This is a genomic window from Nocardioides sp. Root682, from assembly GCF_001427795.1.
GTDB lineage: Bacteria > Actinomycetota > Actinomycetes > Propionibacteriales > Nocardioidaceae > Nocardioides.
The window spans coordinates 261,795-276,720 of record NZ_LMHJ01000005.1; the positions used below are offsets into that span (position 1 = coordinate 261,795).

At 68.9% G+C, this 14,926-nt stretch carries 16 protein-coding genes and 1 tRNA gene; 7 read left to right on the forward strand and 10 right to left on the reverse strand.

What is annotated here, in order from left to right:
- Positions 1-18 precede the first annotated feature (18 nt).
- The gene (locus tag ASD84_RS24000) at positions 19-882 is read left to right on the forward strand and encodes a class I SAM-dependent methyltransferase (protein WP_235531249.1); all 864 of its coding nucleotides are present in this window, start codon (positions 19-21) and stop codon (positions 880-882) included.
- 204 nt (positions 883-1,086) lie between these two features.
- Here ASD84_RS24000 and ASD84_RS24005 read toward each other — a convergent pair.
- A tRNA-Leu gene (locus ASD84_RS24005) sits at positions 1,087-1,175 on the reverse strand.
- Positions 1,176-1,322: 147 nt separating this feature from the next.
- Between ASD84_RS24005 and ASD84_RS24010 the strand changes: the two genes are divergently transcribed.
- Both ASD84_RS24010 and ASD84_RS24015 read left to right on the forward strand, forming a co-directional pair.
- Complete coding sequence (locus ASD84_RS24010) at positions 1,323-1,598, forward strand: hypothetical protein (RefSeq protein WP_056716757.1); 276 nt, start codon at positions 1,323-1,325, stop codon at positions 1,596-1,598.
- Positions 1,599-1,635: 37 nt separating this feature from the next.
- Complete coding sequence (locus tag ASD84_RS24015; RefSeq protein ID WP_056716760.1) at positions 1,636-2,229, forward strand: LysR family transcriptional regulator substrate-binding protein; 594 nt, start codon at positions 1,636-1,638, stop codon at positions 2,227-2,229.
- 9 nt (positions 2,230-2,238) lie between these two features.
- Here the strand turns inward: ASD84_RS24015 and ASD84_RS24020 are convergent, their stop codons facing one another.
- The gene (locus ASD84_RS24020) at positions 2,239-2,799 is read right to left on the reverse strand and encodes a nucleosidase (protein ID WP_056716762.1); all 561 of its coding nucleotides are present in this window, start codon (positions 2,797-2,799) and stop codon (positions 2,239-2,241) included.
- Positions 2,800-2,840: 41 nt separating this feature from the next.
- Here ASD84_RS24020 and galK point away from each other — a divergent pair, with 41 nt between their 5' ends.
- Complete coding sequence (gene galK / locus ASD84_RS24025; RefSeq protein WP_056716764.1) at positions 2,841-3,980, forward strand: galactokinase; 1,140 nt, start codon at positions 2,841-2,843, stop codon at positions 3,978-3,980.
- Here galK and ASD84_RS24030 read toward each other — a convergent pair.
- From ASD84_RS24030 to ASD84_RS24055, 6 genes are all read right to left on the reverse strand, one after another.
- The gene (locus ASD84_RS24030) at positions 3,955-4,500 is read right to left on the reverse strand and encodes a carboxymuconolactone decarboxylase family protein (RefSeq protein ID WP_056716766.1); all 546 of its coding nucleotides are present in this window, start codon (positions 4,498-4,500) and stop codon (positions 3,955-3,957) included. The genes galK and ASD84_RS24030 overlap by 26 nt on opposite strands.
- Positions 4,501-4,513: 13 nt before the next feature.
- On the reverse strand, positions 4,514-5,122 hold the full coding sequence (locus ASD84_RS24035; RefSeq protein WP_056716767.1) for a hypothetical protein: 609 nt from the start codon (positions 5,120-5,122) through the stop codon (positions 4,514-4,516).
- Positions 5,115-5,627 (reverse strand): RNA polymerase sigma factor, encoded by a 513-nt coding sequence (locus ASD84_RS24040; RefSeq protein ID WP_082574238.1) that lies wholly within the window; start codon positions 5,625-5,627, stop codon positions 5,115-5,117. The genes ASD84_RS24035 and ASD84_RS24040 overlap by 8 nt, the downstream gene beginning before the upstream one ends.
- Before the next feature lie 106 nt (positions 5,628-5,733).
- Positions 5,734-6,948, reverse strand: a complete 1,215-nt coding sequence (locus ASD84_RS24045; protein WP_056716770.1) for an acyl-CoA dehydrogenase family protein — start codon at positions 6,946-6,948, stop codon at positions 5,734-5,736.
- Complete coding sequence (locus tag ASD84_RS24050; protein WP_056716771.1) at positions 6,948-8,312, reverse strand: acyl-CoA dehydrogenase family protein; 1,365 nt, start codon at positions 8,310-8,312, stop codon at positions 6,948-6,950. The genes ASD84_RS24045 and ASD84_RS24050 overlap by 1 nt, the downstream gene beginning before the upstream one ends.
- A gap of 68 nt (positions 8,313-8,380) precedes the next feature.
- A complete protein-coding gene (locus ASD84_RS24055) occupies positions 8,381-9,943 on the reverse strand; it encodes a hypothetical protein (protein WP_056716773.1) in 1,563 nt (520 codons plus the stop codon).
- 178 nt (positions 9,944-10,121) lie between these two features.
- Here ASD84_RS24055 and ASD84_RS24060 point away from each other — a divergent pair, with 178 nt between their 5' ends.
- From ASD84_RS24060 to ASD84_RS24070, 3 genes are read left to right on the forward strand one after another with little or no spacing between them, the layout of a single operon-like run.
- Positions 10,122-11,645: a hypothetical protein gene (locus tag ASD84_RS24060; RefSeq protein ID WP_056716775.1), complete on the forward strand. Its 1,524-nt coding sequence runs from the start codon at positions 10,122-10,124 to the stop codon at positions 11,643-11,645.
- Between the two features lie 29 nt (positions 11,646-11,674).
- On the forward strand, positions 11,675-12,295 hold the full coding sequence (gene def, locus ASD84_RS24065) for a peptide deformylase (RefSeq protein WP_082574240.1): 621 nt from the start codon (positions 11,675-11,677) through the stop codon (positions 12,293-12,295).
- A 37-nt stretch (positions 12,296-12,332) separates the two neighbouring features.
- Entirely contained in the window at positions 12,333-13,247 is a 915-nt protein-coding gene (locus ASD84_RS24070) for an alpha/beta hydrolase (RefSeq protein WP_056716777.1), read from the forward strand.
- A gap of 24 nt (positions 13,248-13,271) precedes the next feature.
- Here the strand turns inward: ASD84_RS24070 and ASD84_RS24075 are convergent, their stop codons facing one another.
- Positions 13,272-13,763, reverse strand: a complete 492-nt coding sequence (locus ASD84_RS24075) for a carboxymuconolactone decarboxylase family protein (protein ID WP_056716779.1) — start codon at positions 13,761-13,763, stop codon at positions 13,272-13,274.
- A 1-nt stretch (position 13,764) separates the two neighbouring features.
- Complete coding sequence (locus ASD84_RS24080) at positions 13,765-14,874, reverse strand: dihydrodipicolinate reductase (protein ID WP_056716781.1); 1,110 nt, start codon at positions 14,872-14,874, stop codon at positions 13,765-13,767.
- Between the last annotated feature and the right edge of the window lie 52 nt (positions 14,875-14,926).

Genomic DNA, 14,926 nt, shown 5'->3' on the forward strand with positions numbered 1-14,926 from the left:
CGACCAGTTGTCGATGCGGTGTGCACTTTCGTTCCGGACGGGCTGGAATGGCGCTACGTTCGCGCCATGAGTGACGTTGTATCGCACTATGCAGGCGCCGGGAACCTGGCCGCCGCCATTCACGACGCACTGACCAACGCCGGCGTTGCCGTCGATGGCATTTCCACCATCGCTCTGGCGCCCGTCGACGAGTTCCACGTCCGCGGAAGGGCAGCGACGCTTGAGATCGCCGAGGCGCTGGCGGTCGACGCGGACTCGTCGGTCCTCGACATCGGTAGTGGGCTGGGTGGCCCGGCACGCACGCTTGCCGAGGTCATCGGTTGCCGCGTCACAGGGATCGACCTGACCCCGGAGTTCTGCGCGACAGCCGCCGTGTTGTCGGAATGGACTGGCTTGGGCGATCGAACGCGTTTTGTCGTCGGCGATGCCACGGCGCTTGAGTTCGCCGACGATTCATTCGACGCGGCGACAACGGTGCACGTGGCGATGAACATCGCCGACAAGGCGGCGATGTACCGGGAAGCCCGCCGAGTTCTGAAGCCCGCTGGACGCTTCGTCGTGTACGACGTGCTCCAGGGTCCGGGCGGGGACGTGTACTTTCCGGTGCCCTGGGCCCACGACGCATCGACCAGCCACCTCGCAACGACCGAGCAGATGCGGGGCCTGCTCGCCGATGCTGGATTCTCGGTGGTCTCCGAGACCGACTCTTCACACGAGAGCCGCGAATGGTTCACAGCCATGGCGGCTCGCATCGCCGAGTCCGGACCGCCGCCAGTGACGTTCGCAGCATTCCTGGGCAGCGACTTTGCCCAGATGGCCCGCAATCAGGTGGCGAACCTCAACGAGGACCGGATCCGGACGGTCACCTTCGTCTGTCAGTGAACGACGATCCATTAGCTGCGGTTCCGCGCGAATCCACAGCCGAGCACATCAGGTCCCGAGCCCGCGCGTCCCAGTCCGGCCAGTCAGCCGACGCTCGTCCGAACGCGTCGACTCCGTCCCCGGCGTTCCTGGACGCGAGCGACTCTGCCAACCAAAAGCAGTGTGGCCCCTCCTGCGTTTCCGCAGGTCAGGGGCCACATCACTTGGTGTCCGAGGGGGGACTTGAACCCCCACGCCCTAATACGGGCACTAGCACCTCAAGCTAGCGCGTCTGCCAATTCCGCCACCCGGACGAGTGCGTGGAAACGTTAGCAAAGGGTGGCCGCGGACACCGCATCGGGACCCCCTTCCGGCGTCCGATCCACGAGGTCGCCTTGAACGATGCCGGGGCGCGTGCAACCTTGGGACAGGTCTCTGACCTCGAACCGGGAAGGCAATTCATGCTCACCCTGACTGAGAACGCCTGCACGATCGTCAAGCAGATGACCGATGTGTCCACCGTGCCGGACACCGCTGGGCTGCGGATAAGCGCCGCCGAGGCGGGATTCACCGTGGTGGCCAGTGAAGAACCAGCGGCCGGTGACCGCGTCGTCGAGCAGGACGGCGCCACGGTGTTCCTCGACCCGACGGCGGCCGAGCAGCTCGATGCGATGGTGCTCGACGCCGGGGTGGACGACACCGGCGCCGTGCAGTTCGGGCTGATGGCGCAGGCCTGATCCTCCCCCAGGGGGTCACGTCTGGGATCGTGGGCGCATGCAGCAGCTGCGTGTCGCCTTCGTCTCCGGCGTGACCCCCGACAAGTGGGCTCGTGCGTGGCGCGAGCGCAACCCCCGGATCCGGCTCGAGCTGCAGCCGATCGAGCAGGACCAGCAGCGCGCGGTGCTCGACGACGGCACGGCCGACATGGTCATTGCTCGCCTCCCCGTCGACCTCGAGTCCCCGACCCCCCTCCACTGCGTGAAGTTGTACGACGAAGTGCCGGTCGTGGTCGCGGGCCTGGACCACTTCGTGGCGGCTGCCGATCCCGACTCGCCGATCCCGGTCGAGGACCTCGGCGAGGAGCAGCTGGTCCTGCCGCACCCGTCCGGCTGGACGCCCACGGTCGAACAGCTCGCGTTCCCGCCGATGTCGGTCAAGGACGCCATCGAGGTCGCCGCCTCCGGCACCGGGATCGTCATCGTGCCGATGTCGGTGGCGCGCCTCTTCCACCGCAAGGACGTGGTCCAGCGGCCCGTAGACCTGGAGCCGACGAGCGTGGCCCTGCTGTGGCTCCGCTCGGCCGACAGCGACGTTCACCAGGACTTCGTGGGTGTGTCGCGGGGCCGGCGCCCCAGCAGCAGCCGCTGACCCTCCGCGTCAGCTCAGGTGGGCCGCGACCCATGCACCCAGCGCTCGGGCGCTCCGGTCGACCATCGCGACCCACTCGAGCGCCGTCTCGTCGGCGTTGTCGGACACGTGCTTGATGATCTGGATCGGCACGCCGAACTCCTGCGCCGCGTAGGCGTACGCGTATCCCTCCATGTCGACCAGGTGCGCCTGCTTCGCCAACCGGACGCGCACCACGGGGTCGGTCACGAACACGTCGCCGGTCGCGAGCACGGTCGGGTTGTCCCCCACGACAATGCGTTCGCGCGGGTCGTAGCCGAGGGCACGGATGGCATCGGCGTTGATGTCGTGATTGAGGACGGTCCCGATCTCGAAGAGGCCGTCGATGTTGTCGTCGAAGACGTCGTGCAACGCACCGGCGGTGCCGATGTTGACGAGCACGAGGTCAGCCAGGTCGGAACGGCCGGCCAGGTGCCGCGCGAGCGAGGTTGCGGCGGCAGTCTTGCCGAGGCCGGTCACGAGCACCTCGAACCCGGCGGGAACATGGACGGCTTCGGCCGCGGTCGCGGCAACGATCAGGGGGCGCGGCACGGCAGACAATCTAGCCACCCCTGACCGGGCAGGATGACCCCGTGACCTCCTCGACGCCCATCTCCGTCACCGCCGTGGCGCCCGGCAGGGTGAACCTGATCGGCGAGCACACGGACTACAACCACGGCCTGTGCCTCCCGTACGCGATCCCGCTGGCGTGCACCGCCGCGCTCACGGTCCGCGAGGACCGGGGACTCACCATCGCCAGCGACAAGGGCGAGCCGTGGTCAGGGTCGCTGGACGACGTCGACGCCCGCACCGTGACCGGCTGGACGTCGTACGTCGCCGGGGTGATCTGGGCGCTGGGCCAGGAGGGCTGGCAGGTGCCCGGCCTCGACATCTCGATCTCCTCGACCATCCCGCTCGGCGGCGGCCTCTCCAGCTCTGCTGCGCTGGAGTGCGCGGTCGCCGTCGGCCTCGCTGGCGTCCTGGGCCGGCCCCTGGACACTGCCGGACGCCTGCACCTCGCGGAGGCGTGCCGCCGTGCCGAGACCGAGTACGTCGGCGCCCCCACCGGCGGCATGGACCAGCTCGCGAGCCTGCTCGGTGCCGTCGACGAGGCCGTGCTGATCGACTTCGCCGACGCATCCGGCCCGACGGCCACCCCCGTCCCGCTGCCGTTGGGCGCAGCCGGACTGACGATCGTCGTCACCGACACGGGTGTGCGTCACTCCCTGGCCGACGGTGATGGTGGCTATGCACAGCGGCGCGCCGAGTGCGAAGCGGCCGCCACCACGCTGGGCATGGGATCCCTGCGAGAGGCAACCACAGCCGATCTCGAGTACCTGGACGATCCGGTCCAGCGTGCCCGGGCCCGGCACGTCGTCACGGAGAACGCTCGAGTTCGCGGAACGGTCGCCGCAGTCGAGACCCAGGACTGGGTCGCGCTGGGACGCCTGCTCGAGGAGTCGCATGCCTCGTTGCGCGACGACTTCGCCGTCTCGTGTCCCGAGCTGGACGTCGCGGTCGATGCCGCGCTTCGCTCGGGCGCCCTGGGTGCACGAATGACTGGCGGCGGTTTCGGGGGCTGCTCGATCGCGCTGGTCCGCGTCGGCGATGTCGAGCAGGTGAAGCTCGCCATCGACCACACCTACGCGTTGCGCGCCTGGCAACCGCCGTTGCACCACGAGCTGGTGCCGTCCGCCGGTGCGGGGGTCAGGTCCGCGCCGGCTCAGGGATGAGGCAGAACGATCCGTCCGAGAAGCCCGACGGTCGGACGCCGAGCGCTTGGTTGAGTCGTGCTCGCTGGTTCTCCCAGGCGATCTCGGCCGCGAGCTCGGTCAGCTGTGCTCGGCTGAACCGGGCATCCAGACGCCCGCGGAGCTCCTCGGGCACGACCGCGGGCGAGGACGAGATCGCTGCGGAGAAGGCGACGACCAGCTGCTCGTCCTCGGTCAGTACGGGATTGCCGTCGGGCTCCAGGAGCGCGGCCAGCTTCTCGTCCGAGATGCCTTCCGTGCGGGCGATCTCGGCGCCGATGTCGAGGCAGTACTCGCAGTTCACGATCATTGCAGCCTTGGCGACGGCCAGCGTCTTGAGCGCGGCCGGGAGCCGGCCCATCAGCAGCAGGGACGACTCGTAGGTGCCCTGGGCGACGAGCAGCTGCGGGCGTCGTACCAGCCAGCCGTAGAGGTCGCCGCGGTTGCGCTTCGCCTTGCGCATCACCTTGAGGTAGACCCAGATCCGCTTCAGGATGCCCATGCCATGTCCTTCGTCATGTCAGTTCTTCGCGCGCACGGCGCAAGGTGTCACGTCGATCCCACCACCAGGCACCGATCAACAGCAGGCCCAGGGTGCCTTCGATGACGTGCAGGATCGCTCCGGCGGCGAACTGCCCGATCTCGCCGAGACCGTGGATCCCCAGGCTCAGGGCCAACGGCGAGCACGAGAGCACGGAGACGCCCGCCCACGAGCGCCGCACGGCGGCAGCCAGCGCGCACACCGCGGCTGCCGTCATCGCCAGCGCCCCTTCGAAGTAGGCGTGCGGGCCGTGCGGTTCACCGAGGTTCTCTGCGATCCAGTCCCCCGCCACGATGTTCCCCATCGCCTGGAACACGAACGCGAAGGAAAGGGCAGCGGCGACCGCACTCAGGAAGAGGCTCGGTCGGTCGTCCCGGAAGGGTCGCTGGCGCGCCGGGATCCTCTCCGGTACGGCGGCGGGCTGCATCTGTGCGTCGATGCGCGCCAGGAGCGAAGCCGGCGGTGTCGGTCGTGAGGCGGCGGCGAGCCACAGCAGGCCGGGATCGGCGTCGGAGCCCACCCGGCCGGTCAGCACGTCATCGATCGACGTGTCCAGCGCGTCGGCGTCGAAGTCCTCAGACATCGCCCATCACCTCCCGCAACCGCCCGATTCCGCGGTGCAACAACATCCGCGCAGCACTCGGTGTGACACCGAGGATCTCCGCGATCTCGGTCGAGTTGAGCTCGCTGCCGAACCGGAGGGCCACGGCTTCGCGTTCGCGTGGGGTCAGCACGCCCAGCCGGCGTCGCACCTCGTCGGCGCCGAGGCGCCGGAGCACCTCGCCCTCGGGGTCGTCCTCGGCCACACCCTCCCCCAACCCGCTGGCCGCCAGATCGGTCGGGAACTCCCGGCCGGTGCGCCGCCACCAGTCGGCGATCGTGTGGCGAGCGATCCCGATCAGCCAGCCGCCGACGCGGCCCCGGCTGACGTCGTACCCGGACCACGACCGCATCGCTCGCTCGAACACCTGGCTCGTGACGTCCTCCGCATCCGTGTCGCTGGGCAGCCGCAACCGCACGTAACGCCACACGGGCGTCACGTGTTCTGCGTACACCTCGGCGAACTCGCCGGCGGAGGCCTGCTGCATTCCGCTCCTCCTTCGCGTGTCGGCACCACGGTGTCACGTACGGATCCGAAAATGGCGGACGGCCCGCCCCGCAGACTGCGGGACGGGCCGACCAGACCGGCTCAGGTCACTTGAGCTCGGCGCTCGACAGGTTCAGCACCCGGCGGGCCACGATCAGCTGCTGGATCTGCTGCGTGCCCTCGAAGATGTCGAGGATCTTCGAGTCGCGCGCCCACTTCTCGAGGAGCTCGGTCTCGCTGTAGCCGATCGACGAGCACAGCTCGACGCACGAGAGCGTCACGTCGGAACCGACGCGGCCGGCCTTCGCCTTGGCCATGGAGGCCTCGAGCGAGTTCGGCTTGCGGTTGTCCGCCATCCACGCGGCCTGGAGGGTGAGCAGGCGCGCACCTTCCCAGTCGGCCTCGAGCTGGAGGAACTTCGCCGCGGCGGCGTGCTGCAGGTATGCCGGGCGGTCGTAGTCGATCTCGACGCCGGCCTGCTTGAGCAGGTCGCGGGTCAGGTCGAGGGACGCGCGGGCACAGCCCACGGCCATCGCCGCGACGAGCGGACGGGTGTTGTCGAACGTCGCCATGGCGCCGGCGAAGCCCTGCTCCACGTTGATCTCGGGAGAACCCATGAGGTTCTCCTTCGGCACGCGAGCGTCAGTGAAGGTGATCACCGCCGTGTCGGAGGCCCGGATGCCGAGCTTCTCCTCGAGCCGCTCCACCTTGACGCCGGGGGTGCCCTTCTCGACGACGAACGACTTGATCGCCGCGCGGCCGAGGGACTTGTCCAGCGTCGCCCACACCACGATGCAGTCGGAGCGCTCGCCCGAGGTCACGAAGATCTTCTCGCCGTTGATGACGTACTCGTCGCCGTCGAGGACCGCGGTGGTCGACACCTGCGCGGAGTCGGACCCGAAGGCCGGCTCGGTGATCGCCATCGAGGCCCACTTGCCCTCGAACCGCTTCATCTGCTCGTCGTTGGCGACCGACGCGATGGCCGAGTTGCCGAGACCCTGGCGCGGGAACGACAGCATCAGGCCGACGTCGCCCCAGCACATCTCGGCGACCGAGGTCACCGAGGCGAGGTTGGCGCCGTTCTTGACGGTCTTGTCGTCCACGATGTCGTCGCGACGGACGCCGGTCGCGCCGGCGCCTTCGCTCGCGCCGGACTCGGAGAGCCCGTCGATCATCGCGGCGAGGACGTCGAGCTCCTTGGGGTACTCGTGCTCCGCGATGTCGTACTTGCGGGAGATCGGTCGCAGCATGTTCATCGCGACCTGGTGGGCCTGATCGATGAGCGCCCGGTGCTTCCGGGGAACTTCCAGGTTGATGGCCATCAGACCAGCACCGTTCCTTCCATGATGCCGATGGCACGCAGGTCGCGGTACCAGCGCTCGACCGGGTGCTCCTTGACGAATCCGTGCCCACCGAGGAGCTGCACGCCGTCGTTGCCGATCTGCATGCCCTTCTCGGTGCACAGGCGACGGGCCAGCGCGACCTCCTTGGAGAAGTCCTTGCCGGCTGCGGCGCGCGAGGCGGCGCGGTAGGTCAGCAGGCGCATGGCCTGCAGCTCGATCGCGATGTTGGCGACCATGAACGCCACCGACTGGCGGTGGGCGATCGGCTCACCGAAGGCTTCGCGCTCCTTGACGTAGGGCGTGACGTAGTCGAGCACGGCCTGGCCGGTCCCGAGGGACAGGGCGCACCAGGCAAGGCGCGAGAGGCGCACGCACTCGGTGTACGTCGAACCGTCGGTCTCGCCGAGCACGGCGTCAGCCGGGACCTGGACGTCCTCGAGGTTCAGCGTGGTCATCGACGCGGCGCGGACACCCATGGCGGGGTCACCGCCGACGCTGAGGCCCTTCGTCGAGGACTCGACGAGGAAGAGGACCGGCTTGCCGTCGAGCGAAGCACCGACGATGAAGAGCTCTGCGCTCTCGCCGCGGACGACGAGGCTCTTGGTGCCGTTGAGGACGTAACCGTCAGCGTTCTTCGTGGCGGTGGTCTTCGGGTTGAGCACGTCGAACAGGACGGTGGCCTCGTTGAGCGCCAGGGCAGCGGCCGGAACCTCGTCGCCGGTGAAGGCGGGGAGGTACGTCTGCTGCTGGGCGTCGGTGCCCCACAGGCCCAGGGCCGTGGCGACCGAGCCGGGCGCCAGGGTGGCGACGGCCAGACCCATGTCGCCCTTGGCGAGGGCCTCGGCGACGAGCGTGCCGGCCATGGCCGAGCGCTCCTCGGAGACGCCACCGAGCTCTTCGGGCAGACCCAGGATCGGGAGGCCGATCTCGAGGCTGGCCTTGAGCAGCTCGTCGGGCGCTGCACAGGCCGCGTCAGCGGCGGACGCGGCGGGGCGGACGACCTCTTCAGCGAACTCGACGACGAGGTCGACGAGCATCTGCTCGTCCTCGGTCGGCGTGAGGTCGAAGACACCGGTCGACGGCGCGGACGCGGGACGGGTGCCCGGCTGCCCCTTCTTGCCGGCCTTGGAGAAGGTCCGACTGGCGCTCGTCATCGTCTTGAACCCGGTGCGGGTGACGTTGAAGACGACCTGCTCGGTCTGCTTGCGCAGGCCGACCTTGTCGAGGAGATCGCTCTGGGCGAGCCTGTTGAGGCCGGCGACGAGGTAACCGATGGGGTCTCGGTTCTCGGTGCTCGGAACCCCGTGCTTGCCGCCCGGCTTGAGGTTGCTGATCAGGGACATGCCGTTAATGTAACTGTGAGTTACACATTGCGCTACATCTTCCGCGGAATCGGGGTGTGATCCACGCTTCAGTCCGGGAAGGTGACGTCGAACGACGTGCGCGGCAGGTTCAACTTGTACGAGATCTCGCTGCCGTCGGAGCCCCTCGCGAAGTCGTCGCGGATCCCGCCGATCTCCATCGTTCCCCTGGTGAAGGCGGCTGGAACCACGAACACCGGATCGGTGTCGGTCGAAGTGCCGAGATTGCGACGGGGAAGTTCCTTGCCGTCTGGTCCGAGAAGCCTCAGCTCGTCGTCGAAGAACTCCCACTCGTCGCCGTCCGGCTCCACGTAGTAGGCGTCAATGCGTAGATACGCGCGATCCGTTCGAGACGGAGCCTTGTTCCCGTCGAAGAAGAAGAGCTCGGCCTTGCCGACCTTCACCTTCCAGACCAGGTTCGTCGGCAGGTTGACGCGGGGGTCCGTGGTCGCGGGTCGCATCGACTTGTCACCGCGTACGTCGACAGTCCGCTCTTCACGAGTCAGGACGAGGATGTTCTCGCCGGTGGGTGCGCCATCAGCCAGGTTCAGCAGCTGGTTGAAGCCGAGGGCGTCGTACTGGAGCTGGACCGACTCGTCGATGAGCGCTGAAACGAGGAAGGTCGGACCCCCTGCGGGGAGGGCGACCGGGGTGCTTCCGACCAGGACCTGCAACCCGAGTTCCTGCCAGCTGTCGCACTTGGCGCGTTGGCAAGGTCCTGCTGCCAGGGTGAACGCCACCAGCCGGCCGTCTGGTTCGGCGACCTCCGCGTCGGCTCCGGTGCCGACCTGTTGGACCTCCTCCAGTGCGACCACCTTGACCCCACCGGCGAGACCAGCCATCGCAGCCGGCTCCGGGAGCGGTGCCGGGGTCACCTGGTCGGTCGCCACCAACGTTCCCCTGGGGATCGTCTTGGCGTCACTATCGGGGCTGTCTCCGGCCGGCGGTCTGCTGTCCGGTTCGTGGCCAGAGGCGAGTACGACGAACGTGCCCGTGCCGAGCAGAGCGACGATGCTCGCGGCAGCCACCCAACGACGCCACCGGCGTCTCCGCTCCTGAGGAGGTGCGCCAGGCGGGCTCGGTGGCGCCGCGTGTGCGGTTCTCGCGACCGGCACCTCGGTGCGGGCGAGAACCTGTACCTCGGTAGGTGCCGGGACCGGCGGGGCGCTCGGCGGACGAACGGTCGGCGGTGGCACGGTTGGCGCTGGCGCTGGCGCACGGGGCGGAGCGGCAAGGAAACCGGGGCGGGGCAACGAGTCCACGGGTGCGCGGAATCGAGTCACGAGCGACTGTTCGTCGAGGTCTCCACGCGCGAACGCAAGGACAGCGAGCGCCCACTGTGCCCCTGCTGCCTCATTGGTTCCGCGCTGCTGGGCCAACCGCACACCTTGGGTCTGCACGGCGAGCGCCGGATCCGCTCCCTGGCCGATCTGGTCGACCACCCGGCCCAGGGCACCGAGTCGTACGGCGTCAGTCAGCAGGTTGACGTCGCCCTCCGACGCTGAGCCTTCGAGCACGAAGTCGTCGAAGGCAGCACGGAACTCGCTGGCGTCGAGCAGGACGCCGGGGCCTGCCTGCCGCACCAGAGCGGCCAGCTCGCGATGGATCGACACACGGTCAGGTTGGCACGCTCGCCGGGGTCGCGTCCGCGGATCCGAGGGACGATCCGGGCGGCGGGTGTCCGCGATTCCGATGGTCCGACGGACTCCTCCTGACATCGGGTCGCGGGCGTCGTAGCGTTCGAAATGTCCGCTCGGGCGGCCGTTCATCGCCGAGTCCCGTGGGGGGATCATGAAGCGGATCGTTCGCAGGCTCCTCGTCGCCGCCACTGCAGGGTCCCTGCTCTCGCTGGCGCCTGTGTCCGCGGCACATGCAGCCACCGTGACGGTCGTGAACGGCTTCGCCTACCCGGCCCCGCTCGGGTACATCGAGCAGAGGTGCACGCCTGACGGGGTCAAGCCCGCTCTCCAGCGGCTGTATCGGCAAGGCGGAACGGTGGGCACCCACGCGACCGGGATGGGCTTCAGTGACTTCGACTGGATGGCCGGCGTCCAGTCGTGGGTCCCGGACCCCACGGCTCTGGAATGGGTGTCCTTCTCGACCTATCATCCGGAGGCGTCTCTCGAGGAGCCCGAGCCCGACGGCTACTACCGCGTTCTCTACGACCCTTCGGGTAATCACTTCGACGGCGACTACTACGAGGGCTACTTCGCCCTCGACACCCAGGTCACGGGATGGGGCGAGTGGTCGAACATGGCCGCCGCCGAACTGGTTTGGCGGCATCTGGACGGGACCCCGGTTGCTGGTGCCTCGACTCTCGCCGAGTTCGCAGCAAACCACGGGGGCAACGGCAGCGGTGCCTACATCGGCTTCGAGTTCGGGTGTGACGCCCGGGACTACTACATGGACGAGTTCACGATGTCATCGGGATCCACGTCGAGGACCTATGACTTCGAGGGCGCCCTCTCGAGGACGTACATCTCGGCGACGGCAACCCACTTCAGTGATGACGTGACCCGCGACCTGACGCGGCTCGACCTCATCTACGGCCAGGACCATCACCTCCTGGGCGACGGTACGAGCATCGTCGGTGGCGGCTATCTCGCGCCCGGCCATGTGCAGGGCGACTACGTCGACGGTGTGGCGCGGCTCTACGAGCGCCGGTATGGCTCATCCGTCTACGTCGGCGGCAGCAGCGTCAGCTACCTCGCCAGCACCTATGCGGGATTCCACATCCATCCTGCGCGGCAGACCTACTACCAGATCCGATCCCTGCCCAGCTCCGCCTTCGAGGCCAGCAGCTCGAAGGTGCTTCTCGTGACCGTCAAGCGCCGGGTGAGGGCGCGAGCAGAGGACACCCAAATCCGGCGAGGGCGGACCATGGTGGTGACCGGAACGATCTTCCCGCAGGACGCGGGCGTCACCGTCAGGCTCCAGCGGTTGGTCGACGGCCGTTGGCGCACCCTGAGCACCAGGACGACCACCACCGGCGGCAAGTACCGACTGACAGCGCTGGCACGCACCATCGGACGAAAGAGGCTCCGGGTGCACGTCGTCGCCGCTCGTGGAAACCTGGCGAACGTGTCGCCGAGCGTGGTGATCACGGTGGTGCGTAACCCCGCGCCGACCTACACGCCTGTCACGGTGATCAATTCGATTCCAGTGGATCCGCCGCCGGTCTACGTGCCCGGAGACGGGAAGCCGCACGCTCACCGGGTGTCTACTCTGGTTGCTGGTGAGCCGACGCCTGTCGGTGGCCCCGTGGTCCTCACACCGCCACCGCCCGGAGTGCCCGTGATGCAGGGCCGCGGCTGACTGCGTCGCGGCACTCCTAGGATTGCCCCATGGCGTGGGGCAAGGACGATGACAGCAACGACGAGCAGCCTGTCGAGACGGTGGTGGCGCCGTACGGACCCCTGCCCCGGGGCGGCTCCGTCCGGCCGATGACTCGGTGGGGAACGCCCGTCATGCACCGCGCCCAGCAGCAGGTGACCGTGTTCGACGACGCACTCACCGCACTTGCCGCCGACATGGTCGCCACGATGTACGCCGCGGACGGGGTCGGGCTGGCCGCGTGCCAGATCGGTGAGGACGTCGCGATGTTCGTCTTCGACTGTCCCAACGACGAGGGCGAGCGCTTCCTCGGCGTGGTCTGCAACCCCACGCTGGTCCTGCCCGAGGGCAAGGACCGTCATCTCGACGACAGCTCGGAGGGGTGTCTGTCCTTCCCGGGAGCCTTCGTCCCGTGCGCCCGACCCGACTTCGCGGTGGTGGAAGGCCAGGGGCTGGACGGCCAGCCGGTGCGGTTCGAAGGTGACGGACTGCTGGCCAAGTGCCTGCAGCACGAGACCGACCACACGCTGGGCACGGTGTTCGGTGACCGGATCGCCGCGAAGGCCCTGAAGAAGCTGCGCAAGCAGCACGAAGCGGCGGCGGACGACTTCCCGTCCAACTGGCCGACCTGAGACCGGGCGCGACCGGATCTCGGCTACCTTTCGGGGCATGCCTGTTGACCCACAGCTCGCCCCGCTCCTGTCACTGATCGCGGCGGGGACACCGCTCTCCGAGCTCTCCCCCACGGAGGCTCGCGACTCGTTCCGCAAGCTCACGGTCGACTTCCGTCCTCCCGGCACGATGGCGGAGGTTGCCTCCGTCACCGACGACAAGGTCGCCGGTGGAGAGGGTTCGCTGGCGGCCCGCGTCTACCGCCCTGAGGTGACCGGCCCGGTCCCCACGGTCGTCCTCTTCCACGGTGGCGGCTTCGTGATCGGGGACCTCGACACCCACGAGGCCATGGCCCGTTCGATCTGTCGGGACACCCAGTCCGTGGTCGTTGCTGTCGACTACCGCCTGGCCCCCGAGGCGAAGTTCCCGGCTGCGGCCGAGGACGCGATCGCCGCCGTCCGGGACATCCAGTCGCGCCTGAGTGAGTACGGCGGCAGCGAGGTCATCGCGGTGGCGGGCGACTCTGCCGGCGGGAACCTGTCCGCCGTCGCCGCCCAGCACGTCCCGGGAATCGCTGCGCAGCTCCTCGTCTACCCGGCGACCGCCATCGTGGGCGACTTCCCGTCGCGGGAGGAGAACGCGACGGGCTACTTCCTGGACGCGGACACGCTCCTGTGGTTCCTGACCCAGTTCTCCGCCGAAGGCATGGACCTGGCGGACCCGCGGATCGCGCCGCTGCACGGAGACCTTGCCGGCCAGCCTCCAGCGGTGGTGATCACCGCAGAGTTCGACCCGCTGCGCGACGAGGGCATCGCCTACGCCGAAGCGCTCGTGGCCGCCGGCGTCCAGGTCCACCAGCACACCTACCCCGGCCTGATCCACGGGTTCTTCGACATGGGGCCGTGGTCGACCGCCTGCCAGCAGGCGATCGACGAGTCGATCGCCCTGTTCGCCTCGCTGCTGCGCCCCTGACCGGAGCCGCCTGACCCGAGCTGCTCAGCTGCGCCCGGCGTGGCTGGGGAGGACGCACGCGGTGTCCAGCCCGAGCACCCGGTTCAGCCGGCCGAAGCTGATCCACGACCCGAGACACATCGAGAGCTCGGCGATCTCCCGGTCGCTGTAGTACGTCCGCATCCGCTGCCAGAAGCCGTCGTCGAGTCCGTGGTGGTCGAGCGCGAACCGTTCGGCGTACTCGGCCGCGAGCCGGGTGCGGTCGTCGAAGTCACGAGTCGTGCGCCACTGGGCGACCGCCTCGTCGAAGGTCTCCTCGACCTTCGCGCCGTCGCGCTCGGTGCGCCAGTCCTGGCAGAACAGGCACCCGTTGATCTGGGCGATCCGCAGGCGGGCTGCCTCGAATTCGCGCAGTCCGAGCGTGCTGTGCTCGTAGATGCTCATCGCGAACGCGGAGGCGGCGGGGCCGATGCCGGGCACCAGCTCACCCCAGACGTAGAGGATCGGGTCCTTGCCCTCGGGGATGTCGATGAACACGTCACTTCCCCTTTCCGCGCAGGTACGCGCTCGGTTGCAGCGGCACGTCGAGGCCGTCGTAGAGGCCGGGCGTCGCGGCGCGAAGCCATGGGATCGCGTTCACGAGACGGTTCGCGGCGGTGGCGTTGCCGCCGGCGGCCCGGTTGCCGCCCTCGTCGGTGGCTTCCACGTTGATCTCGATGCGCGGACGGCCCTCGATGATCACGCGGTGCGCTCCGTCGCCGCCGTCGGGCGGCATGGGCCAGTCGTAGGCGCAGGAGGCGCTGATCCGGGTGACGTGCTCGATGACGATCAACGGCTCGCCGTCGACGATGCCCTGCACCTCGAAGCGCAGCGCGCCCTGGGTGCCGGCGTGGAAGTCCCCGAGCGCCGTCGTGACGTCGCCGTCGAGCGCGCGCCGCTCGACGGTCTCCCGCAGCTCCTCGACCTCGACCCCGAGCGCGCGGGCGATCAGGCGGACCTGGCCGCCCCACACCATGGACGGGATCCCGGCCGCGACCATCATCGGCTCGTAGTCCATCGGCTGGCCCATGCCGACGATGTAGCGCACCGACTCCTCGGCGTCGTACGTCGAGTAGTCGAAGATCTCCTGGCAGCGAACCTGGTCGATCTCCGAGGATAGGCCGCTCACCAGGGCGGGCAGGAGGTCGTTGCCCCAGCCCGGATCGATCCCGCTCACGAACAGGGCCGAGCCACCCTCGGCGCAGGCCTTCTCGAGCGGCTCGCGGAGCTCGTCCGGGGCGCTGCGGTGGTCATAGAGGGCATAGATCGAGGGCGTGACGACGACGGCACCGCCAGTGAGAGCACGGGCGATGTCGACGGCTGCCTCGTCCGGGCGCAGCTCGCCGGACGCCGCGTAGGCGACCGCTCCCCCGCCGCCGAGCGTCGCCAGCGCGGCATCGATGTCGTTGGTCGCGGCGATCTCGAGGACGCGCCCGAGCTCGGCGAGGTCCCCGGCGTCGCGGCCGACCTTGGCTTCGTCGGCCACGATCACCGCTGCCAGCTCGAGATCCGGGTGGGCAGCGACCGCTCGGATGGATGCGCGTCCCATGTTGCCGGTGCCCCAGACCACGACCGGGACCGGCGTGTAGAACGTGTTCTCATTTGCCATGGGTGGAGGGTAGGCCCCCACGGCTGCGGAAGAAAGTGCTACACCGTGTCAG